This window comes from Roseivirga sp. BDSF3-8, assembly GCF_041449215.1.
Taxonomy (GTDB): Bacteria; Bacteroidota; Bacteroidia; order Cytophagales; family Cyclobacteriaceae; genus JBGNFV01.
In genome coordinates, this window is record NZ_JBGNFV010000001.1 from 5,575,109 (window position 1) to 5,596,559 (window position 21,451).

Genomic DNA, 21,451 nt, shown 5'->3' on the forward strand with positions numbered 1-21,451 from the left:
TAAGAAGCGACCAATATACCCTAAAAACCTACTTAATCAATTCTCTCTTATGCTTAAAATGAAAATTGATTCTTGAAATCAATTAGTTCGGATTTGATGTCATCAGAGTTTTGCTGCAGTACATGATCCAGTTCTGTCTTAACAGAATTTACTTTTAACTCCCTAAGGCCAATGTGCTGATCCACAAAAATAAACTCCAGGTCAGGATAGATCTCTTTAAGCACATCAACTATATCGAGGACCTGCAGATTTCTATCTACAAGATTATACACGCCGCTTTCCATACTACCCACTGCCATTGAGGCCAGGCTCGCTGCAGCCCTGTTTATATGAATGAAAGCCCTTACCTGTTTTCCATTACCATGAATGCTGATCCGGCGATTAAAATGAGCATCAAGCATAAAACGATTGATCACGGCATCAAATCGCATGGATTTATTGTACCCATAAACATTACCACAACGGATAACCAAGGCGTTCACTTTGTCGGCAAGCCGCTGCACATGTTTCTCTCCACGTAATTTACTTAATCCATAGTAAGTTTTAGCATTTACTGGTGAGTATTCATCCACTTCTTCATCTGTAGCACCATAAACTGAGGTGCTGCTTAGGTAGATCAACTTACTTACCTTCTGTTCTTCTAGCGCATACACTAGTTCAGCAGTACCCCAGTGGTTAACCTGTTCATAGCTATGAGGATCACTATTTGCAAAAGGTGTCGTCACTTTAGCAGCCAGATGATACACTACATCGGCCCCAACCACCTCTTTCTTCAGCTTTCTAGTATCCAAAAGATCCCCTTTTACAAAGTGTACTTTGTTCCCATTAGGAATAGGGTTACCTAGAAAAAGATTATAGTTTGGACGGGAAAGGTTATCGAACAGTACGATCTCTTTTATTTCATCAAGAACTGCAAGCTTTTCCGCCAGGGCTGTCCCGATATATCCGGCTCCGCCGGTTATAAATATTTTCATAACTCTATTTGCTCACAAGGTCCGTGTGAAGCCCACATTCGGTTTTATTTAGTCCATACCAGCGAGCTTCGCGCTCCTGCATGTCAGGATCTATCCTGCGAGTACACGGTTCGCATCCAATACTCATATAGCCCTGAGCGTCCAATGTATGTTCAGGCAGATCATATTCTTTTCGGTACCTAAAGATTTGTCTGGCATTCCAATCCAGCATGGGATGAAATCGCACCGTACCATGCGGAGCAGGCTGCTCAGTTTTCATCGCTTTTCTCACAGCACTCTGATCCCGGCGAACCCCGTTAATCCATACATCATAGGATTGGAGCACTCCTTCCAGAGGCATGGTTTTATTCAGAAAACAACAATAGTCAGGATCTGACGTAAATAGTAAGCGGCCATCACTCCCACACTGCATGTTACGGGGTGTGGAGGTATGAAGGTCAATCAATTTCAGCCCAAATTGCTCAGTGATCAAATCCCGAAAGCGAAGAGTTTCAGGAAAATGGTATCCGGTATTTATGAAGTATACCGGAATCTCTGGCTTAACCCGGCTAATAATATGTAAAAGTACCAAGCTATGAGTTTGAAATGATGAAGTGGTAAACATCTGCTTGCCTTCTTCCTCGTACCGGTCCAGGTAATCCTTAATCTCCGTAATTGTCATATCTACGCGCAATATTGCCAATTCTGCACTAAATTTCCATGTCGGAACGCATTTATACTATTCTGGGTTCACCCTTTTGAAGCATAGGTGGAAACTATCTATAAATCAAATTACATTAGTCGGAAGCAGGTAAAAAGTGGGTATTTCGATGAAGCCATTGCCTTAAACAAGTATGGCTTTCGTATATTTGATACTGGCCAGGTATTTTTGTTTAACAAATAAGGAAATTTTTTAAACAAAGAATCGTAAGTTACGTTCGATAATTGTATGAAAGTAGCCGTCATTCGTAAAGAGCATTTCAATTCTGCCCACAGGTTGTATAACCCTAAATGGACAGACGAAAAAAACGAAAAAGTTTTTGGCAAATGTAATAACCCTAATTTTCATGGCCATAACTATGACCTTTACGTTAAACTGATTGGTGAACCGGATCCCGAAACGGGATATGTATATGACATGAAGGTTTTAAGTGACCTCATTCGTGACAAAGTCATTCAAAAATTTGATCATAAAAACCTAAATCAGGATACCGATGAATTCAGAAGCCTTAATCCGACAGCCGAAAACATTGCAGTGGTTATTTGGAATATTCTGAGAAAAGAAATCGATCCGAGCTTAGAGCTTAAAGTTACTCTTTATGAAACAGAAAGAAACATTGTTGAGTACCCCGCAGATTAATGGTCTGAATATAGATGAAATCGGCGATGAGCATGTCGCCTCTTCCTTCGACACCCCTCTGCGTCCGGATGCTTTTGAAATGGATGATGATCTCAAAATTGAGCTTATCGAGAAGCATTTTAGAAAAATCATGGAAATTCTCGGGTTAGACCTCAACGATGACAGTCTTCAAGGCACCCCCCACCGGGTTGCTAAAATGTATATTAAGGAAGTTTTTAGTGGACTTGACCCTAAAAACAAGCCTAAAGCAACCCTCTTCGATAATAAGTATCGCTACGACGAAATTTTACTCGAAAAAGACATTACTTTTCACAGTAATTGTGAACATCACTTCGTACCAATATATGGCAAAGCTCATGTGGCTTACATAAGTAGTGGTAAAGTAATAGGGCTCAGTAAGATTAATCGGATTGTTCAGTATTATGCTAAAAGGCCGCAGGTACAGGAAAGGCTTACTGTGCAAATTGCCAATGAGCTCAAGGAAACCTTACAAACTGAACATGTAGCTGTAGTGCTGGACGCTTTGCACATGTGTGTGGCTTCACGGGGAGTGAATGACGTTAATAGCAGCACAGTGACCGCCCATTATAGTGGTAAATTTCAGGAAGAAGGCACTAAAAATGAGTTCCTTCGCCTGATAACCTTAGGAGAATAACTTCTATCTGGGCGGTGATGATTTTTTAATAATGGATAGCTACTACCTTGTGGCTATCCTGATATAATTCACCGTAGATATGGGATTTAACTCACAAAATTTTTTAATATTAGGTGCGAATTCAGGCATTGGAGAGCTCATTGCCAGTCAATTAATAGATAAAGGAGCTACTGTATATGGCACTAGCCGCAGCGGTAATGACCTCCCCGATGGGGTAAACAGCATAGCTTTGGACGTAAATGACTTAGATGACCAGTTAAATGATTTGCCTGATCAATTACACGGCGTAGTTTATGCCATTGGCACTATCACCTTAAAACCTTTTCAGGCTCTTTCTTCAGAGCAATTTTTAGAGGACTATACTATTAATGTTCTGGGTGCTGTCAAAGTTCTGCAGAAAGTATATAAAAAACTGGTTAAGGCAGAAAATGCCAGTATTGTTCTATTTAGCACTGTTGCAGCAAAAGTAGGCCTGAATTTTCATACCAGCATAGCATCTGCCAAATCAGCAATAGAAGGGCTCGCAAGATCGCTCGCTTGCGAGTGGGCTCAAAAGAATATACGGGTTAACTGTATAGCCCCCAGCCTTACCGATACCCCTCTTGCAGAAAACCTTCTTAACAGTGAGGATAAGCGTGAGGCAGGAAAAAAAAGACACCCGATCGGAAGATATGGCAAACCAGAAGACATTGCATCCGCTTCTATGTTTCTTCTTTCAGATGAAAACACATGGATAACCGGACAAGTTTTATCTCTTGATGGCGGATTATCAACCTTACGGCCTATTTGACAAATAATTAATTAAACCATTATACCTACAATTACATGCAAACTGTACTTGAAGAAGGCATCTACAACGAACTTGAACTTTACTCCGCAGCAAAACGCGCGAGCATCTTCATTGACCGGAAAAACAACTGTGTAATCGTCCAGGCAACTGACACTTACATACCGATCGAAGAGTTCAAAATAATATTCCATAAGGTTGGCGAATTCGTAAAACAAAATGACCAAATAGAAAAATTGGTCTTTGATAAGCGCTCGTTGAAAGTATTTCATCAACCGAGTATGGAATGGTATTTCACTCAATGGAAGATGGATGTGTTTCAATACGGCTTGAAAAAGCACCGCAAACTGCTTCCGGAAGATGAAGTGTTTCGTGATTCAGTTAAGATCGGGCGCGAAAAGATATTGCGCGAAAACCCTGATTTAGATCTTGATAAACTGGATATCAGGTATTACGAATCGCTGAAAGAGGCACTGGAAAATTAAAATGCATGGAAGTAGCTGATACGGATGTGGATAAGCTTAAAGCTCAGATAGATTTAGAGAAGGCTGAGATAGTTGCTTTGGAAACCAGGATAACAGAAATCAGATCTACCTTTCATGACAATGCTCACGTTCTTAAGAAAGAGTTATCTGACCAGCATGAAGTCCTAAGAAAAATCATCCGCTATGCGAACAAACTGGAGCATCAGTTAGAAAACCTTAAACATAAAGTAAACTCTATGAAAAACCTGCATAAAACCAGCATGCATTAAGGTTTTGTGCCCCATCTATTACCGACTACCACCCTGAATAGCATCTACTAAGTTACCATTAACAATTATTATTTATGCGAACCCCTCCTGAGGCATTTCTTATTTTCAGGGAAGAATTAAAAAAAATCCAGAAGCAAAAGTCACAGCTTCAGGAACAGTATCAACATGAAGTTGATGAGCTTACGGATGAGATCAGCTTTTTGAAAGAGCAAATTTCTTCTCAAAGGACGATGATGCAAATGGCGGTAGATCACGCTAAACGTCTGGAAAGTGAACTTAAGACTATAAAGAAAACTCTTTCGACTCCAAAACCTGAATAAAGTGAACGAATCTTCCATTCATTATACCGGAAAAGACATTGAAGGAATGGAAAAATTCTTTCGAAGAAATCTTATAAATTGTCTTAGTGGATTTAAGAGTGTCAACTTAATCGGTACAATTTCAGAAAACAGGGAAACTAATTTATCTGTTTTTAGTCAGGTAATCCATGTGGGGGCCACACCTCCGCTTATGGGTATTTTATTCAGACCGCACTCCGTACCCAGACATACGTTGGAGAACATACTCTCTACAGAAGTTTTTACCATTAACCATATTCACCCAGGCATATTCAAGCAGGCACACCAAACCAGCGCACGTTACCAGGTCAGTGAGTTTGACAGTACTGGCCTCACCCCTCTTTATACAGGCCAAATTTCTGCTCCCTATGTTAAAGAGTCATTTCTAAGAATCGGATTACGGTTTCAGGAGAAGTATATTTTAATGAATGATACTGTATTGATAGTAGGTAAGGTAGAAGAACTGACCATTCCCCCAAAAATAATTCAAGAAGACGGATTTATTGACCTGGAAGCTATAAAAACCATAACTTGCTCAGGGCTTGACAAATATCACACCACCTCATCCTTGGCACGCCTATCCTACCCTAAACCGGCCAAGCCATTATCCGAAATCCAATAATTTTTTTCTCATACTCAGGGTTACATTTTAGGCAAAGTGACATTAAAGATTGTACGTGTAAACATCGGTCATCTTTAAGTCAATTATTATGAATATTGCCATGGGTTTATCGGAGGATATCCATCAGAAAGAGTTTAGCGGAGTATATCAAAAATCTCTTATTAACCTAATCTACACCTCAAATCACATCATTTACAAGGCCAATGCTTTTTTTAAGAAATATGGCCTCACCCGTCAGCAATACAACGTCCTTCGCATTCTTCGCGGCCATCAATCGGACGGCGCATCGGTAAACGTGATTAAAAACCGTATGTTGGATAAAATGTCTGATGCCTCCCGCATAGTGGAAAGGCTTAGAGTAAAAGGACTGGTGGAGCGGCATCAGGACAGGGAGGACCGGAGGGCTGTCACAGTAACCATTACAGACAAGGGAGTAAACCTTCTTCAAAAAATGGATAATAGCGTAAAAGTCCTTGAAGAAGATTTCAGAAAGCTTTCTACTGAGGAAGCAGACTTATTGAATGAACTGCTCGACAGATTGAGAGACTGAAAAGCCTATACGTATACATCCTAAACATTGCCTATCACAGGGGGTTTTCTTCACATGAGTAGAAAACCCCTTCTTGTTTTTACTGACAAAGGTATTTATTGCCCGCAAGGTAAATTTTTTATTGATCCCTGGAAGCCTGTGAACCGTGCGATCATAACTCATGCTCACTCTGACCATGCCCGGTGGGGTAGCAAATATTATCTTTCTCATCTCCATTCTATACCTGTTTTAAAACACCGGCTAGGACATGATATAACCTGTGAAGGTATTGACTATGGTGAACCTCGCATGATCAATGGTGTACAGGTAACATTTTTTCCGGCGGGTCACATTCCCGGATCTGCCCAGGCCAGAGTAACCTATAAAGATGAAGTATGGGTAGCCAGTGGCGATTATAAAACAGAAGATGACGGTTTTTGCACCCCCTTTGAGCCTGTAGGCTGTCATACCTTTATCACAGAATCAACTTTTGGGTTACCCATTTATAAATGGGAAAAACAGGCAGACATATTCAAAGAAGTGAATCAATGGTGGCAAAAAAATAAGAGCGAAGGAAAAGCATCTATTCTCTGCGGCTATGCATTAGGAAAAGCTCAACGAATGCTTACCAATATAGACCCCTCTATCGGAAAAATCTTTGTACACGGGGCTATTCACAATACTAATGAAGCTCTTTTACAAGCGGGTTTAAAGCTCCCCGACACGGAAAGAGTCACCGCAGATACTAATAAGAAAGAGTTTCCCGGAAGCCTCATAGTGGCTCCACCCTCAGCCCTTGGCTCCTCCTGGATAAGAAAATTCCGTCCTTATAGCTCAGCCATAGGCAGCGGATGGATGAATTTACGCGGAGCCAAACGCAGAAGGGCTGTAGACCGGGGATTTATACTAAGTGACCATGCAGACTGGAATGGACTGAACGAAGCAGTAAAAGCCACGGGGGCTCAAAAAGTATTTGTCACTCATGGCTATACAGCAGCATTCAGTTTTTGGCTAAAGGGTAAAGGTATTGATGCTGAGGAGGTAAAAACTCAATATGAGGGTGAACTCTCAGAAATTAATGAAGGTAGTTCATCACAAAATACCGAAAAGGAACTGAATGAAGCGTAAGACACTTTAGTACGAACAAAAAGCAGGAATGTTTTAGCTCACCATTAAATAATTTTAATTATTTCCCTCATCTTCTATCTTTGTCGGGATTTTAAAATAACGACGAAGAAAGAATGGATTCAATCATTTACGTGATTCCCTTTCTGGGCATTATCGGTCTAATAGTTATGGCCGTAAAATCTGCCTGGATATCTAAGCAAGACGCTGGTGATAAAAACATGATGGAACTTGCCGGTCATATTGCCGAAGGGGCTATGGCGTTCCTCAAAGCGGAATGGAAAGTACTGGCCATTTTTGCTGTGATAGCAGGCGCTCTTCTTGCCTGGTCCGGAACCACGGTAGAGAACTCTAGCCCTGTCGTAGCGATATCTTTCGTTATAGGTGCTGTATTCTCTGCACTTGCCGGCTATATTGGTATGAATGTCGCTACCAAAGCTAATGTTCGTACAACCCAGGCTGCTCGTACCAGCCTTGCACAAGCGTTAAAAGTATCATTCACCGGAGGCTCCGTAATGGGACTCGGGGTAGCAGGACTTGCTGTTTTCGGACTTGGTTCCCTTTTCATTGTGTTTTACACAATTTATGTGGTTAACACCGGTGCCGATGTAAATGGCCTTGCCATGGAAAAAGCTTTGGAAGTACTTGCAGGATTTTCCCTTGGTGCGGAAAGTATTGCCCTTTTTGCTCGTGTAGGTGGTGGTATTTATACTAAAGCTGCTGACGTAGGGGCCGACCTGGTAGGAAAAGTTGAAGCTGGAATCCCTGAGGATGACCCCAGAAACCCCGCTACTATTGCAGATAACGTAGGTGACAATGTAGGTGATGTCGCCGGTATGGGAGCTGACCTTTTCGGATCATATGTAGCTACTATCCTGGCTACCATGGTACTTGGTCGTGAGATCAGATCTGTTGATAATTTTGGTGGTATTGCTCCGGTACTACTCCCTATGATGATCGCAGGGCTCGGTCTTATATTCTCAATTGTAGGTACCTGGTTCGTTCGTGTTAAAGATGAGAACGGAAATGTACAAAAGGCACTGAACCTTGGTAACTGGTCGTCAATCATATTAACAGCCATTGCCTCATACTTCCTGGTTACTTATATGCTTCCTGACAGCATGGCCATTCGTGGCTTTTCTTTCACTCCTCTAGATGTCTTCGTGGCCATTATTATTGGTCTGGTAGTAGGTGCACTCATGAGTATAATTACTGAGTACTACACTGCTATGGGTCGTCGTCCCGTGAACTCCATTGTAACCCAGTCTTCTACCGGTCATGCAACTAACATCATTGGTGGCCTATCAGTTGGTATGGAATCTACAGTAATGCCGATCCTCGTACTGGCAGCCGGCATTGTTGGCTCATATTCTTTTGCCGGTCTATACGGCGTGGCTATTGCCGCTGCAGGTATGATGGCAACTACAGCTATGCAGCTTGCTATTGATGCTTTCGGTCCTATTGCTGATAATGCCGGTGGTATAGCCGAAATGAGTGGTCTTCCTGAGGAAGTACGTAAGCGGACAGATAACCTTGACGCAGTAGGTAACACTACCGCTGCTGCTGGTAAAGGATTTGCCATTGCCTCTGCTGCACTTACTGCCCTGGCACTTTTTGCAGCCTTTGTAGGTGTGGCTGGCATTAACTCTATCGACCTTTACAAAGCCCCTGTGCTTGCCGCCCTGTTTATTGGCGCCATGATACCTTTCATTTTCTCCTCGTTGGCTATCGCCGCAGTAGGCCGTGCAGCCATGGATATGGTGAAAGAAGTTCGCCGCCAATTCCGTGAAATACCAGGCATTATGGAATACAAAGCCAAGCCTGAATACGAAAAGTGCGTGGAGATTTCTACTCAGGCCTCAATTCGTGAAATGATCCTGCCTGGTGCTATCGCTCTCGTAGCCCCTCTTATCGTCGGGTTTGGACTGAAAGGCGTTTTTGCTGAAGCTTCGTCTGCAGAAATCCTTGGCGGTATGCTGGCGGGGATTACCGTATCCGGCGTACTTATGGGAATGTTCCAGAACAACGCAGGTGGTGCATGGGATAACGCTAAGAAGTCATTCGAGAAAGGCGCCATGATTAACGGCAAAATCGAATACAAAGGGTCTGAGGCACATAAAGCATCTGTGACCGGCGATACGGTAGGTGACCCTTTTAAAGACACCTCTGGCCCTAGCATGAATATTCTAATTAAGCTTACCTCTATTGTAGCCCTGATCATTGCTCCTCATATAGCCGTGGACACAGACCATAGCGAATCTGCTGCTATTCAGGAAGAAGTAAAGGAAATCAGTGTGCAGGCAGAAGAAAGCCCTGTAACCGAAACTGAGACAATAGAGGTTGTTGAAGTAATAGAGAAGGCCAACTAATATTGGTTGAGAACACTATACGGAGGGCTGCCTGCATATGCGGGCAGCCTTTTATTTTGACATCTTTATGCACTAAACCTTTTCCTAAAAGTACTGATCCAACCGTTAGGAGAAGGTGTATGGCAAGGGGCTTTTATTTCCTCTATCCCTTTCATCGTAGCTTCATACCCTATCTCGAATAGCTCATCAGCCTTTCCGAAATCAAAAATTGTGTAATTTCTTGCTTGCTTTGGTTCGATCAGATGATCACAGGCTTTAAGCTTATCCTTTACCGTTTGCCATACTGCCAGCGCAAACGTACGGGCAATAATATGCGCCATTCCATTTACCTCCTGCTCACCTGAAATGCAGTTGACATGAACACCTATTAGCTTCTTGCAGCAATCACGAATACAATCTACCGGGAAATTATTCGTGAGTCCTCCGTCAACATAATAATGGTCACCAATCTGGACAGGCTCAAATAAAACAGGCAAAGTAGCCGAAGCCAGTACCTTATCATACAAGGTCCCTGATTTAAAAATGACATTTTCCCCTGTATTAATATTGGTAGTCGAAACATATAGAGGCTTTTGCAGGTAGTTAAAATTATCTGTCCGGATGTAGCTCTTGAGCACCTCCCGAAGAAAATCAAGCTGTAAAAATCCAAGCCGGGGAATTCGCAAGGAAAATGTTTTGGCAAGTTGTTTTCCACGAAACACTTCTCTGATAGCAGCAGGGCTTAGTCCCGCTGCGTATAATGCACCGATGACGGCTCCCATACTCGTTCCAGCAACACATCCAACCTTAACACCAGATTCTTCCAGCGCCTGCAGAACGCCAATGCTCATAATTGTCCTTGCCCCGCCTCCGCTTATTACAAGTCCTGTATCCGTTACCGGTTGCCTATTTTCGTTTTCGCCCATCTTAGCCTCCTTTCATTTCTTAACGAATAGTAAGGCAAAAGTTTGCACCCCACTCACCTAATTGTTTAAAAACGACATAAAAACCTTCTTTACAACATGGGGTTCATGACAGTGAATACACAGTATCTATTGAACATGGGTAGTCATTATTAGTCAGAAACGATAAGGAGGCTATTTGAAACAATTCGCTCAACTCTTTACGGAATTAGATCAAACCAACAAGACCAATGAAAAGGTAGCAGCACTTAAACGCTACTTTTCCCTGGCTCCTGACCAGGATAAACTGTGGGCCTTGGCCTTATTTACTCACAAAAGACCTAAGCGGCAGGTCAACAGCCCCTTGCTACGCCAGTGGGCTCGCGAACAGGCGGGCATTCCAGAGTGGTTATTTGATGAATCCTACCATGTAGTAGGTGACCTGGCAGAAACTATGTCCCTCCTACTCCCCTTTCCAAGCCAGGAAAACGATGAAGGCCTCACCTACTGGATGGAATACATTCTTGCCATGGCTGGTATGGAGGAAGAGGAAAAGAAATACCATATCCTGCAGGCCTGGGATCGGATGACTAAATACGAGCGATTTGTCTTTACAAAGCTAATGACCGGTGGCTTCAGACTGGGTGTATCTCAGGCTTTGGTGGTCCGTGCTATTGCAGAGGTAAATGATATAGATAAAGCCATTATCGCGCACCGGATCATGGGTAACTGGACCCCACAAAGTGAAACTTTTGAAAGCCTTGTTCTGGAAGAGAGCCAGGGAGATGACCTGAGTCGCCCCTACCCTTTCTACCTTGCTTATCCTCTTGAGAGTGCCCCTGAAGAGTTAGGCAGCCCCTACCAATGGCAGGCTGAGTGGAAGTGGGACGGCATTCGCAGTCAATTTATATTTCGAGGAGGGAATGTTTATATATGGTCTCGTGGGGAGGAGTTAATTACTGACAAGTTTCCTGAACTACATGCACTACAGGACTACCTTCCCGACGATGTGGTTATCGATGCAGAAATAATGCCTTATAAAGACGGGACTCCCCTCCCCTTTGCCTCTCTGCAGACTCGGATAGGTCGTAAAAATGTCACGAAAAACATCCTTAAAAAGGCTCCGGCGGTACTTTTTGCCTATGACCTGCTGGAGTTACATGGAGAGGATCTGAGAAAGGAGCCTATGAGCAAACGCAGGTCTTTGCTCGAGGAAATAGCAGATGAAGCCGCAAAAAGTGGCGTGCTACTACTGTCTCCCACTGTTAATTTCGCTTCTTGGAGTGACTTAGCCCACTTAAGAGAAAAAAGCAGAGAGTATTATGCTGAAGGGTTTATGCTGAAGCATGTTGACTCTCCCTACCAGGTAGGGAGGAAGCGGGGCGACTGGTGGAAGTGGAAAGTGGAGCCTCTATCTATAGATGGAGTACTGTTGTATGCTCAGAAAGGACATGGCCGGCGAGCAGACCTATACTCAGACTATACCTTTGCCGTATGGGACGTGGACACCCTGGTTCCTTTTGCCAAGGCTTACTCAGGGCTTACCGATACTGAGATGAAGAAAGTGGACAATTTCGTTAAGCGCAACACGAAAGAACGGTTTGGGCCCGTACGAACAGTAAAGCCGGAGCTGGTCTTTGAGATAGGATTTGAAGGTATTCAGTCAAGTAGTCGGCATAAAAGTGGGGTAGCCGTCCGCTTTCCACGAATGCTGCGATGGCGCCTTGATAAAAAGCCGGAAGAAGCCAACACACTGGAAGAGTTACAAAGCTTGTTAGAAGTGTATGGACCAGATTCGCCAAAAATCTCCGAAACCAATAATTAAAATGCCTAAGCGTAATTCAGGTAAAACGGCATACCCGGTGACGGAAGTTGCCGATGCCTGGTTTGAACAGAAAGGATGGAAACCCTTCCCCTTTCAAAAAAAAGTATGGGAAAACTTTCTCGCTGACAAAAGCGGCTTGCTCAATGCACCGACAGGCAGTGGGAAAACTTATGCCTTATGGGTGCCTTGTCTGCTAGACTATATCAGGAAGAATCCAGAGACCTACAAAACACCTAAAAAAAACGGCCTGCAGGTACTTTGGATCACTCCCCTCCGTGCCTTGGCAAAGGATATACGCCTGGCCATGCAGCATTTATGCTTTGATCTAGAAATCCCCTGGGAGGTAGGTTTAAGAACCGGAGACACCAGCTCGGCAGAAAGACAAAGGCAACGTAAAAATGCCCCGGAATGCCTGATTACCACTCCGGAAAGTATGCATCTTATGCTTGCGCAAAAAGATGCGCGCCATTTTTTCAAAGGCCTGCGTGCCGTCATTGTAGACGAATGGCATGAACTACTGGGTACCAAGCGTGGGGTTCAGGTAGAACTGGCCCTGTCCCGAATACGACATTTTAATAAACACCCCATCAAGGTCTGGGGTGTATCAGCCACCATCGGCAATTTAGATCAGGCCTTAGATGTATTACTTGGTATAAAAGACTCAGCAGATCACGTTATTGTCAGAGCAAAGGTGGATAAAAAGCTCAGAATAGATAGCATTTTACCTGATGAGGTGGAGAAATTTCCCTGGGCCGGACACCTCGGCATTAAGCTATGGGATAAGGTGATGCCAATCCTGAATAAGAGCCAGACAACCCTTCTCTTTACTAACACCCGTTCTCAGACTGAAATATGGTACCAGAGACTACTGGATAAACACCCTGAACTAGCCGGAGCCATGGCCATGCATCATGGCAGTCTTGATAACAGCGTACGCGGCTGGGTAGAAGAAGCACTGCACAAAGGCAGGCTTCAATTAGTGGTATGTACGAGTAGTCTGGATCTTGGTGTCGATTTTAGACCTGTGGAAACCGTAATACAAGTAGGGTCTCCTAAAGGCGTGGCCCGGTTCATGCAACGTGCCGGCAGGAGTGGCCACCAGCCGGGGGCAGTAAGCCATATATATTTCCTGCCTACTCATTCACTGGAGCTCATAGAAGCCGCAGCGCTTAAAGAAGCTGTACTCACCGGTCAGTTTGAAAGCAGGAAACCACTGGAAAAAAGTATAGATGTCCTGGTGCAATACCTGGTAACTCTGGCCGTCGGTGAAGGGTACTATCCTCAGGATATTCTTGAAGAGGTAAAAACCACCTTTTCATTCCAAAACCTCACTGATGCAGAATGGGAATGGGCCCTCACATTTGTTACCACCGGTGGCAAAAGTCTGGGACAGTATGATGAATTTCAAAAAATAGAAGTTAGTGAAGAAGGCTATTACAAAGTAACCAGCCGCAAGACCGCCATGAGACACCGGCTATCCATTGGCACTATTGTAAGTGATCCCGTAATGAAAGTGAAGTTTGTTGGCGGTGGGTTTATTGGCACTGTCGAGGAAGGCTTTGCAAGTAAGCTGAACCGGGGGGATGTCTTTTGGTTTGCCGGGCGAAGCCTGGAATTTGTCCGGATAAAAGAGCTTACGGTACAGGTTAAAAAGGCAAAAAAGGTAAAAGGCACTGTACCTCGCTGGGCCGGAGGCCGTATGCCACTAAGCTCTCAAATGAGCCGTATGATCCGTAAAAAGCTCGAAGATGCACGAAATAATCGCTATGATAGCATTGAACTAAGAACAATAATGCCCCTCCTTCAGCTACAATCTAAGTGGAGTGTCATACCTACTATGAAGGAGTTATTGGTTGAAAACTTTAAATCCAGGGAAGGGTATCACCTATTCTTTTACCCATTTGAAGGCCGCGCCGTCCATGAAGTATTGGCTGCCCTGGTAGCTTATCGTATCAGTGTTAGCATGCCTGTCACCTTCTCATTAGCCATGAATGACTATGGGTTTGAACTACTTACAGATATAGAAATAAGGGCCGAGGATGTCCTGGAGTTAGATGTTTTCAGTGAAGACAACCTACTGGAAGATGTAAAATCAAGTATAAACGAGGCTGAAATGGCCAGGCGCAGGTTCAGGGAAATAGCAGCTATAGCCGGTCTCATCTTTCAGGGCTACCCAGGCAAGCCGATCACCAATAAACATTTGCAGGCCTCATCAGGAGTGCTGTACGATGTATTTCAGGAATATGACCCTGATAATCTGCTGATAAAGCAGGCAGAAGAGGAGGTATTGAGTCTTCAGATTGAGCAATCAAGACTTACCGAAGCTATCCATAGAATAAACCAGCAACAGCTAATAATAAAAAATCCCCCAAAGCCTACCCCATTTGCGTTTCCGATAATGGTAGACAGGCTCAGGGAGAAATTGACCTCCGAAAAACTGGAGGATAGGATTTTAAAACTTCAGCTTCAGTTGGAGAAATATGCTGAAACTGGTGAATAGTTACTCAGCACGTGTCCATGTAGTCGTACGCCCTATTAGCGAAAAGCCGATGTACCCGCGAACATCCAGGGTATTACCATTATCTGAAAGAGTCATGATACAGTCATAAGTTTTACCCTTTTTGGGGTCATAAATTTCCCCGTCCTCGTACTCGCCATCACCCTCGTACTCAAACCCTTTAAGGATCTGAAGTCCCATGACCTTACGGCTGCGAAGCTTAGGCTCTGGGTTTTCCCGATCCAGCTTTACAGAACCATCCTCACGATTAGGCTCTTTTAGCCAGATGATTTTGCCACAATACTCGTCGCCACATTTGTATATTTCAATTTTGGCCTCTTTCTCTTCATTCCACCATACACCTACTACATCATCAGCAGAAACATTAGCCATAACCTGACTAAAAGAGAAAATCATCAGTGCAAATACGCCAAAAATAAAATGTAATTTTTTCATACCATTAATTGAGTTTACTGAATCCTGTCCAAAATAGGTGCCAAACTTTAATTATTCAAATAATATCTCAGTCCTGTTCGCTTTCAGCTACAACATTTGAGCCTTTAACGTGAAGCCTGAAGTAATCTACTTGAATAACAGCCCATTGCTCCGGATGTAACAATAGAAATATCTGAACCTGAATTTGTCAAATTAAAATACCCGGCCTAATTTTGCAGTTCGTAGATTGATCCTGCCCCATCAATAACGGTGATAGAAGCCATATCTCAACATACTCTCTCCTGTACTATCGAATTAAAAGGCCAGCGATTAAGCCTGCTTCCTCAAAAATGCCTTTTCTGGCACGAGGAAAAAACACTTATTCTATCAGATCTGCACCTGGGCAAAGCCGGACACTTTCGCAAAGCTGGCATACCCATCCCGGGAAATATTCATTTTGATGACCTTCAACTGCTGGATGAGTTAATAAAGACATGGAAGCCAGTTAATATTATTTTTATAGGTGATCTTTTTCACAGTGATGTCAATAGTGAGTGGCTGGTATTTGAAAAATGGCTCGAATCACATCATTCACTATCTTTTATTTTAGTTAAAGGCAATCATGATATTCTCCCTCCAGCTCTCTATAAAAATAGCCGGATGGCTATTTTTGAGGATTGTCTGGAAGCTTTACCCTTTCTTTTTTGTCATATACCTCCCGGATCTCACAACAGAAACGAAGAAAGCTATACGCTGTCCGGACATCTTCACCCTGGAGTGAAACTTCAAGGCTTCGGAAGGCAGTCCGAGACCCTGCCTTGTTTTCACTTTGGTAATGATGGTGCTGTATTACCTGCTTTCGGAAGGTTTACTGGTTTAAGCAGAATAAAACCTGCCCCGGGGGATAAGATTTTTGCCATTGCCGGAACCCGTGTAATTTCCTTCTGATTAATAAAAAAGAAGCCCGGTTTTTATATATCAAGCACACTTCATTACTTCTCCTTACATCACTTATTGGCAAATGATGAGGAAAAAATGCTATTTAGAGGTTACTATTTTTAAACAGGGAGTATAAACACTTGAAGCGGTACAATGAAGGATAAGGAAATCCTTTCCAAAATCCATAAAGGAGATGAGCGTGCCCTGGACTATCTGTATAAGAAGCATTATCGCATGATGGTCCGCATGATCATTTCCAATAACGGTACTGAACAGGAGGCACAGGACATTTATCAGGATGCCCTAATTGTTTTCTGGCAAAAGGCCGCGTCAGGTGAATTAGTACTCACCTCTAAAATAAGTACTTATTTGTATAGCATTTGTCTGAACCTCTGGAGAAAAGAGCTTGATCGTAAGAGCCGATTATCAAATGAGGAAAAAGACGGTGAAGAGTATATGGATAATGATCGTGAAGAACGTGTGAGAATTATTCATGATTGCATTGCCCAGTTGGGCGATACTTGTCAAAAACTGCTGACGCTTTACTATTTTGATGGTTTATCTATGGAAGATATAGCTGTAAAGATAGGTTTGGCTAATAGCGATACAGCAAAAACAAAAAAGTATAAATGCAAAAAGCGCCTTGATTCACTAGTAAAAAGTAAATACTCGGCGAGCGACTTTTTGGATTAGAATGAGCGAAAATTTTTACCATAGCGACAAAATCGACGCCTACTTCAACCAGGCTATGAGCGAAGGCGAACGACAGTTATTTGAGCAACAGGTAGCACAGGATCCCTTGCTCAGAAATGAGTTCGATTTACAGCAGGATATTATCGAGTCTCTTAAAGAAACCCGCCGGGTTGAGCTAAAGAGTCGATTACAAAATATTCCCACACCGGGCACAGGGCTTATTTCTGTTCCTGCTCAGTTTATAGGTGGGGCAATGCTCGTGGGCGTTTTAGCCCTGGTAGGTTATTTCATGTGGGAAGATCCATTTGCAGAGCAGCAGGATCAAATTGACCTTACAGCAAATAACTTATTCATCATTGAGCAACAGGACATTCCAGCGCGTCCACAGGTAGTATTAATACCTGAAGATAAGGCGGAGGATGAAAGCATACCAGAATATAAAGCAGGTTTAATAAAGGACGAGGTAACTGCATCCCTGAACCTGACTGACAAAGCAAGCTCACGAACAGAAGAGGTAAGCGAGCCAACAGCAAGTATAGACTTACCGAACTTAATGGAGGATTCGGAAGGTGATGGCGATGCTATCGATAATACGCAGATTGAACTACCTGAAAGCGGTCTTGATCCGCTTGAAGAGAACCTCACGGACAATGTAGAGATAGAGCATATTTCTACCAAAAGTGAAAAGCGTCAATACCAGTTCTATAATGGTAAGCTTTATCTCTATGGCTCTTTTGGAAGTGTGCCGTATGAAATTCTGGAAATTAATGGAAAAAAGGGCAAATCATATTACCTGTACCATAATGAACTATACTACAGGCTAAACAGCAACCAAATGGATATCAAGCCATTGCTGGAAATAACAAATAAGAAAATTGTCCGCGAGCTGGATATCGTTCGCACCAATAAGTAATAACTTCTATCTAATAGAATAAAGTCGTCCGCTCTCTTGCGGGCGACTTTTTTAATTATCCCCTATTCATGCCCCCCTCAATCTTGGTCTTCCTTAACGTTTTTTAACCGCCCTCTCCCTGTTATGTGGCGTATAACCTATATCTTGCAGGCCATATACCAAAACAGGCATCATATAGGTTAGTCTTTTAGAATTATTAACTTTGGCCCTGGCATGGATGATAAAGCAAAAAAGTACCGTAAGAAAAAGAAGCTGGGCAGCTACCCTTTTATTAGTGTAGTATTCAGCATCACGATGGCCCTGTTTGTTATGGGACTATTTGGCTTGCTTATTCTCCACGCACAAGCACTAAAGAAGGGGATAAAGGAAAATGTAGAGATGCAGGTATACCTGAATCAATACATAACCGACACAGAGCAGCAGCGTATCTTAAAAACGCTCGAAAGTAAACCCTACGTACTTAACCGAAATGACGAGCCTGTCATTGCTTTTATAAGTAAAGAGGAAGCAGCTAAAGACCTGGTCGAAGGTACCGGTGAAGAGTTTGTGGAACTACTCGGAGAAAATCCGCTGCGGGATGCTTACGTAATAAACATAGCTGAGTCATTTCAGGACCCTGATCGCCTGGAGGGTGTCCGGGAAGAAACTGAAAACATTAGCGGGGTATTCGAGGTGACCTATAACCGCAACATGATCAGCTCCATTAATGAGAACCTGACCAAGGTAAGTATTGTCATTGCTGCATTTGCCGTAATTCTTCTTTTGGTTGTTGTGATTCTGATTAATAACACCATGAAACTGGCCCTGTTTAGCCAGCGTTTTCTAATTCGCAGCATGCAACTTGTAGGAGCTACGGGAGGGTTTATTCGTAAGCCTTTTATCAAGAGAGCCACCATTCATGGCGCTGTGAGTGGTGTGCTTGCATGCGCCCTGCTGGCAGGTCTCCTTTACTATGGTACGCGCACCATCTCTGATCTTGAGAAGCTTCAGGACAGAGAAAGTATTTTAATCCTGTTTGGTGTATTAATCATTACCGGAGCTTTTATCGGTCTGTTGAGCACCTTCCGATCGGTGAATAAATACCTGAAAATGTCCCTGGACGAACTATATTGATTATGAGTGAGAAAGATAATCTTGCATTCGGAAAAAAGAACTATGTGTTAATGCTGGTAGGCATTGGCATTATCATCGCTGGCTTTACCATCATGAGTCTTGATAATGAGCCTCATGGGTTTGGATTCCTGGGTCTGACCCTGGGTCCTATCATAGTAATGGCAGGATTTATTTTTGAGTTTTTTGCTATTTTTTACAAATCGAAGAGTGAATGACCATAATCGAAGCCCTCATTTTGGGCATCGTACAGGGGTTGACAGAGTTTTTGCCCATAAGCAGTAGCGGACATATAGAGCTGGGTAAATTCCTGCTCGGCATCAAAGTTAAGGACAATCTTTTGTTTTCAGTGATTGTTCATTTTGCCACTGCGCTCAGCACTATTGTAGTTTTCAGAAAAGATATTGCGGACCTCCTCAAAGGTCTGTTTGCTTTTCAATGGAATGAGTCTACCCAATACGTATCCAAACTGATAATATCGATGATCCCTGTCGGGCTTGTCGGTGTATTTTTTGAAGACCAGATCAGTGCGTTTTTTGACGGAAATATCCTGCTTGTCGGTGCTATGCTACTGGTTACCGGTTTGCTCCTTACGTTTACCTATTATAAAAAGGACACTCAAAAATCGGTTTCCTATACCAAGGCATTTATCATAGGGATAACTCAGGCAATCGCTATTCTTCCGGGAATAAGCCGAAGCGGGACTACCATAGCTACGGCTCTTCTGCTCAATGTAGATAAGGCCAAGGCGGCCAGGTTCTCATTTCTAATGGTGCTGGCCCCAATAATTGGTGCCTCACTTTTAAAGTTAAAGGACTACATGGAGGCTGGCACTGGCGCAGGAGATATCTCAACCACTGCTTTACTTGCAGGCTTCATCGCAGCCTTTGTGTCAGGCTTGCTGGCTTGCCAATGGATGATAGCCATAGTTAAACGCGGAAAGCTTATCTATTTTGCTATCTACTGTTTCATTATTGGCTTTATTGCCATCCTTAGCATGATCTGATATGGATAATTCGTTTGATTTTCAGGCCGGAGAAGTTCTGCTAATCGACAAGCCTATGGAGTGGACTTCTTTTGACGTAGTCAAAAAGGTTCGGGGTATGACCCGCGTCAAGAAAGTCGGTCATGCTGGTACGTTAGACCCTCTGGCTACAGGTCTCCTTATTATATGTACAGGTAAAAAGACGAAAAGCATAGAAGGGTATCAGGCACAGGAAAAGGAATATGAAGCTACCATGAGACTGGGCGTTACCTCAGAATCTCATGACCTGGAACAGGAACTTACTGAGCAAATTGATGTCTCCCACATTACTGCTGAGGAGGTGGAAAAGTTGAAAGAAACTTTTACCGGGGACATTTTACAAATACCGCCTATGCACAGCGCGGTTAAGGTAGATGGTAAACGGGCCTACAGTCTGGCCCGAAAAGGCAAAGAAGTAAAAATAGATCCCCGTCAGGTGACTATACGCGAGCTTGAATTTCAGGACATAACTCTTCCTGAGGTAACTTTCAGGGTGGTTTGCACGAAAGGAACCTATATACGAAGTCTGGTGCGGGACATGGGAGAAAAACTAGGTGCCGGTGCGGTAATGACTTCACTCCGGAGAACCCGGATTGGCGAGTTTGATGTCAATAATGCCTGGGAACTGAAAGAACTGGAAGCAAAGATAAAAGGTAGAGCAGAATGAAAATATACCGCAGCGCGGAAGGCTTCAAGAAGCTAACCAATCCGGTAGTTACGAGCGGCACCTTCGATGGCGTCCATATTGGCCACCAAAAAATACTCGAACGCGTACGGGAGGTGGCTCGCCAGACAGGAGGAGAAACGGTATTGATTACATTCTGGCCTCACCCGCGCCTCATTCTAAACCCGGATGATGACTCGCTAAAGCTTCTATCGACATTTGAAGAAAAGTCAGCCTTACTTGAGAAATTCGGTATAGACCATCTTATACAGATCCCCTTTACTAAAGAATTCAGTCAGACAACTTCAGAGGAGTTCATTCGCCACATCCTTATTGATACGATAGGCACTAAACGGTTAGTGATCGGTTATGATCATCGTTTTGGCAGAAATCGTGAAGGAAGTTTTGAACACTTACAGGCGAACTCTGATAGATATGGCTTTAAAGTAGAAGAAATATCCCGGCAGGACATAGACGACAGCGCTGTAAGCAGCACTAAAACCAGAAAAGCTCTGACCTCAGGTGATGTAGCCACTGCTACCGGTTTTCTGGGAAGGCCGTATACCCTGACCGGGGAAGTAGTGCATGGCGATAAAATTGGTCGTCAGCTAGGTTACCCCACGGCCAACATCCGGCCTCATTATTCCTACAAACTGATTCCTGCTCATGGCATTTATGCTGTGGAGGTAGATGTACAAGGCACGCGGTACGGAGGAATGCTTAATATCGGTACCCGCCCTACCTTCAATGGCAAACGGGAAACGATAGAGGTCTACTTATTTGACTTTGACCGGGTTATTTACGGGGAGGAATTGACCCTTCACTTTATTCATCGGGTCCGGGATGAAGTGGCTTTCGGATCGAAAGAGGCTTTAATAGAAGCCATGAAGAACGACGAAGTGGAAAGTCGTAAGGTTCTCGGTCTTTCCAAATAAACCACGTTCCTATCTGATTTTTCCTTGAAAGGCTATTTTTTGG

At 43.4% G+C, this 21,451-nt stretch carries 24 protein-coding genes; 20 read left to right on the forward strand and 4 right to left on the reverse strand.

The annotated features are described in order from the left end of the window. Positions 1 to 53: 53 nt before the first annotated feature. Positions 54 to 974 carry an NAD-dependent epimerase/dehydratase family protein gene (locus AB9P05_RS22635; protein ID WP_371911117.1) on the reverse strand — a complete coding sequence of 307 codons (921 nt, stop codon included), beginning with the start codon at positions 972 to 974 and terminating at the stop codon, positions 54 to 56. Positions 975 to 978: 4 nt separating this feature from the next. Beyond that, positions 979 to 1,635, reverse strand: a complete 657-nt coding sequence (locus AB9P05_RS22640) for a phosphoadenylyl-sulfate reductase (protein ID WP_371911118.1) — start codon at positions 1,633 to 1,635, stop codon at positions 979 to 981. A gap of 267 nt (positions 1,636 to 1,902) precedes the next feature. Here AB9P05_RS22640 and AB9P05_RS22645 point away from each other — a divergent pair, with 267 nt between their 5' ends. The 10 genes from AB9P05_RS22645 to AB9P05_RS22690 all read left to right on the forward strand — a co-directional run bounded on the left by AB9P05_RS22645 (position 1,903) and on the right by AB9P05_RS22690 (position 9,492). Continuing rightward, positions 1,903 to 2,313 carry a 6-pyruvoyl tetrahydropterin synthase family protein gene (locus AB9P05_RS22645; protein ID WP_371911119.1) on the forward strand — a complete coding sequence of 137 codons (411 nt, stop codon included), beginning with the start codon at positions 1,903 to 1,905 and terminating at the stop codon, positions 2,311 to 2,313. Further along, a complete protein-coding gene (gene folE, locus AB9P05_RS22650; RefSeq protein ID WP_371911120.1) occupies positions 2,273 to 2,968 on the forward strand; it encodes a GTP cyclohydrolase I FolE in 696 nt (231 codons plus the stop codon). The genes AB9P05_RS22645 and folE overlap by 41 nt, the downstream gene beginning before the upstream one ends. 79 nt (positions 2,969 to 3,047) lie before the next feature. Beyond that, a complete protein-coding gene (locus AB9P05_RS22655) occupies positions 3,048 to 3,758 on the forward strand; it encodes an SDR family NAD(P)-dependent oxidoreductase (RefSeq protein ID WP_371911121.1) in 711 nt (236 codons plus the stop codon). A gap of 35 nt (positions 3,759 to 3,793) precedes the next feature. After that, positions 3,794 to 4,240: a hypothetical protein gene (locus AB9P05_RS22660; RefSeq protein ID WP_371911122.1), complete on the forward strand. Its 447-nt coding sequence runs from the start codon at positions 3,794 to 3,796 to the stop codon at positions 4,238 to 4,240. A 5-nt stretch (positions 4,241 to 4,245) separates the two neighbouring features. Beyond that, entirely contained in the window at positions 4,246 to 4,509 is a 264-nt protein-coding gene (locus AB9P05_RS22665; RefSeq protein ID WP_371911123.1) for a hypothetical protein, read from the forward strand. Positions 4,510 to 4,583: 74 nt separating this feature from the next. Further along, a complete protein-coding gene (locus AB9P05_RS22670; protein ID WP_371911124.1) occupies positions 4,584 to 4,829 on the forward strand; it encodes a hypothetical protein in 246 nt (81 codons plus the stop codon). A 1-nt stretch (position 4,830) separates the two neighbouring features. Continuing rightward, positions 4,831 to 5,469: a flavin reductase family protein gene (locus AB9P05_RS22675; protein WP_371911125.1), complete on the forward strand. Its 639-nt coding sequence runs from the start codon at positions 4,831 to 4,833 to the stop codon at positions 5,467 to 5,469. A gap of 88 nt (positions 5,470 to 5,557) precedes the next feature. Further along, positions 5,558 to 6,019 (forward strand): MarR family winged helix-turn-helix transcriptional regulator, encoded by a 462-nt coding sequence (locus AB9P05_RS22680; protein ID WP_371911126.1) that lies wholly within the window; start codon positions 5,558 to 5,560, stop codon positions 6,017 to 6,019. A 54-nt stretch (positions 6,020 to 6,073) separates the two neighbouring features. Beyond that, positions 6,074 to 7,126 (forward strand): ligase-associated DNA damage response exonuclease, encoded by a 1,053-nt coding sequence (locus AB9P05_RS22685; protein ID WP_371911127.1) that lies wholly within the window; start codon positions 6,074 to 6,076, stop codon positions 7,124 to 7,126. A 113-nt stretch (positions 7,127 to 7,239) separates the two neighbouring features. Continuing rightward, complete coding sequence (locus AB9P05_RS22690; RefSeq protein ID WP_371911128.1) at positions 7,240 to 9,492, forward strand: sodium-translocating pyrophosphatase; 2,253 nt, start codon at positions 7,240 to 7,242, stop codon at positions 9,490 to 9,492. A 65-nt stretch (positions 9,493 to 9,557) separates the two neighbouring features. On the opposite strand, the gene AB9P05_RS22695 is transcribed toward AB9P05_RS22690, so the two are convergent. Next, a complete protein-coding gene (locus AB9P05_RS22695) occupies positions 9,558 to 10,397 on the reverse strand; it encodes a patatin-like phospholipase family protein (protein WP_371911129.1) in 840 nt (279 codons plus the stop codon). 175 nt (positions 10,398 to 10,572) lie between these two features. Here AB9P05_RS22695 and AB9P05_RS22700 point away from each other — a divergent pair, with 175 nt between their 5' ends. Both AB9P05_RS22700 and AB9P05_RS22705 read left to right on the forward strand, forming a co-directional pair. Beyond that, the gene (locus AB9P05_RS22700) at positions 10,573 to 12,198 is read left to right on the forward strand and encodes an ATP-dependent DNA ligase (RefSeq protein ID WP_371911130.1); all 1,626 of its coding nucleotides are present in this window, start codon (positions 10,573 to 10,575) and stop codon (positions 12,196 to 12,198) included. Position 12,199: 1 nt separating this feature from the next. Next, positions 12,200 to 14,698, forward strand: a complete 2,499-nt coding sequence (locus AB9P05_RS22705) for a ligase-associated DNA damage response DEXH box helicase (protein WP_371911131.1) — start codon at positions 12,200 to 12,202, stop codon at positions 14,696 to 14,698. Here AB9P05_RS22705 and AB9P05_RS22710 read toward each other — a convergent pair whose 3' ends face one another. Continuing rightward, on the reverse strand, positions 14,699 to 15,151 hold the full coding sequence (locus AB9P05_RS22710) for a DUF2147 domain-containing protein (RefSeq protein WP_371911132.1): 453 nt from the start codon (positions 15,149 to 15,151) through the stop codon (positions 14,699 to 14,701). A gap of 249 nt (positions 15,152 to 15,400) precedes the next feature. On the opposite strand from AB9P05_RS22710, the gene pdeM reads away from it, so the two are divergent. The 8 genes from pdeM to AB9P05_RS22750 all read left to right on the forward strand — a co-directional run bounded on the left by pdeM (position 15,401) and on the right by AB9P05_RS22750 (position 21,408). Then, the gene (gene pdeM, locus AB9P05_RS22715; protein ID WP_371911133.1) at positions 15,401 to 16,078 is read left to right on the forward strand and encodes a ligase-associated DNA damage response endonuclease PdeM; all 678 of its coding nucleotides are present in this window, start codon (positions 15,401 to 15,403) and stop codon (positions 16,076 to 16,078) included. Positions 16,079 to 16,222: 144 nt separating this feature from the next. Next, entirely contained in the window at positions 16,223 to 16,762 is a 540-nt protein-coding gene (locus AB9P05_RS22720) for an RNA polymerase sigma factor (RefSeq protein ID WP_371911134.1), read from the forward strand. 1 nt (position 16,763) lies between these two features. Continuing rightward, entirely contained in the window at positions 16,764 to 17,675 is a 912-nt protein-coding gene (locus AB9P05_RS22725) for a hypothetical protein (RefSeq protein ID WP_371911135.1), read from the forward strand. Positions 17,676 to 17,888: 213 nt separating this feature from the next. Further along, positions 17,889 to 18,788: a cell division protein FtsX gene (locus AB9P05_RS22730; protein ID WP_371911136.1), complete on the forward strand. Its 900-nt coding sequence runs from the start codon at positions 17,889 to 17,891 to the stop codon at positions 18,786 to 18,788. Positions 18,789 to 18,790: 2 nt separating this feature from the next. Beyond that, positions 18,791 to 19,003 carry a DUF3098 domain-containing protein gene (locus AB9P05_RS22735; protein ID WP_371911137.1) on the forward strand — a complete coding sequence of 71 codons (213 nt, stop codon included), beginning with the start codon at positions 18,791 to 18,793 and terminating at the stop codon, positions 19,001 to 19,003. Continuing rightward, positions 19,000 to 19,791, forward strand: coding sequence for an undecaprenyl-diphosphate phosphatase (locus AB9P05_RS22740; RefSeq protein WP_371911138.1), 792 nt, complete (start codon positions 19,000 to 19,002; stop codon positions 19,789 to 19,791). The genes AB9P05_RS22735 and AB9P05_RS22740 overlap by 4 nt, the downstream gene beginning before the upstream one ends. 1 nt (position 19,792) lies before the next feature. Next, the gene (gene truB, locus AB9P05_RS22745; RefSeq protein WP_371911139.1) at positions 19,793 to 20,476 is read left to right on the forward strand and encodes a tRNA pseudouridine(55) synthase TruB; all 684 of its coding nucleotides are present in this window, start codon (positions 19,793 to 19,795) and stop codon (positions 20,474 to 20,476) included. After that, positions 20,473 to 21,408 carry a bifunctional riboflavin kinase/FAD synthetase gene (locus AB9P05_RS22750; RefSeq protein WP_371911140.1) on the forward strand — a complete coding sequence of 312 codons (936 nt, stop codon included), beginning with the start codon at positions 20,473 to 20,475 and terminating at the stop codon, positions 21,406 to 21,408. The genes truB and AB9P05_RS22750 overlap by 4 nt, the downstream gene beginning before the upstream one ends. Positions 21,409 to 21,451 lie beyond the last annotated feature (43 nt).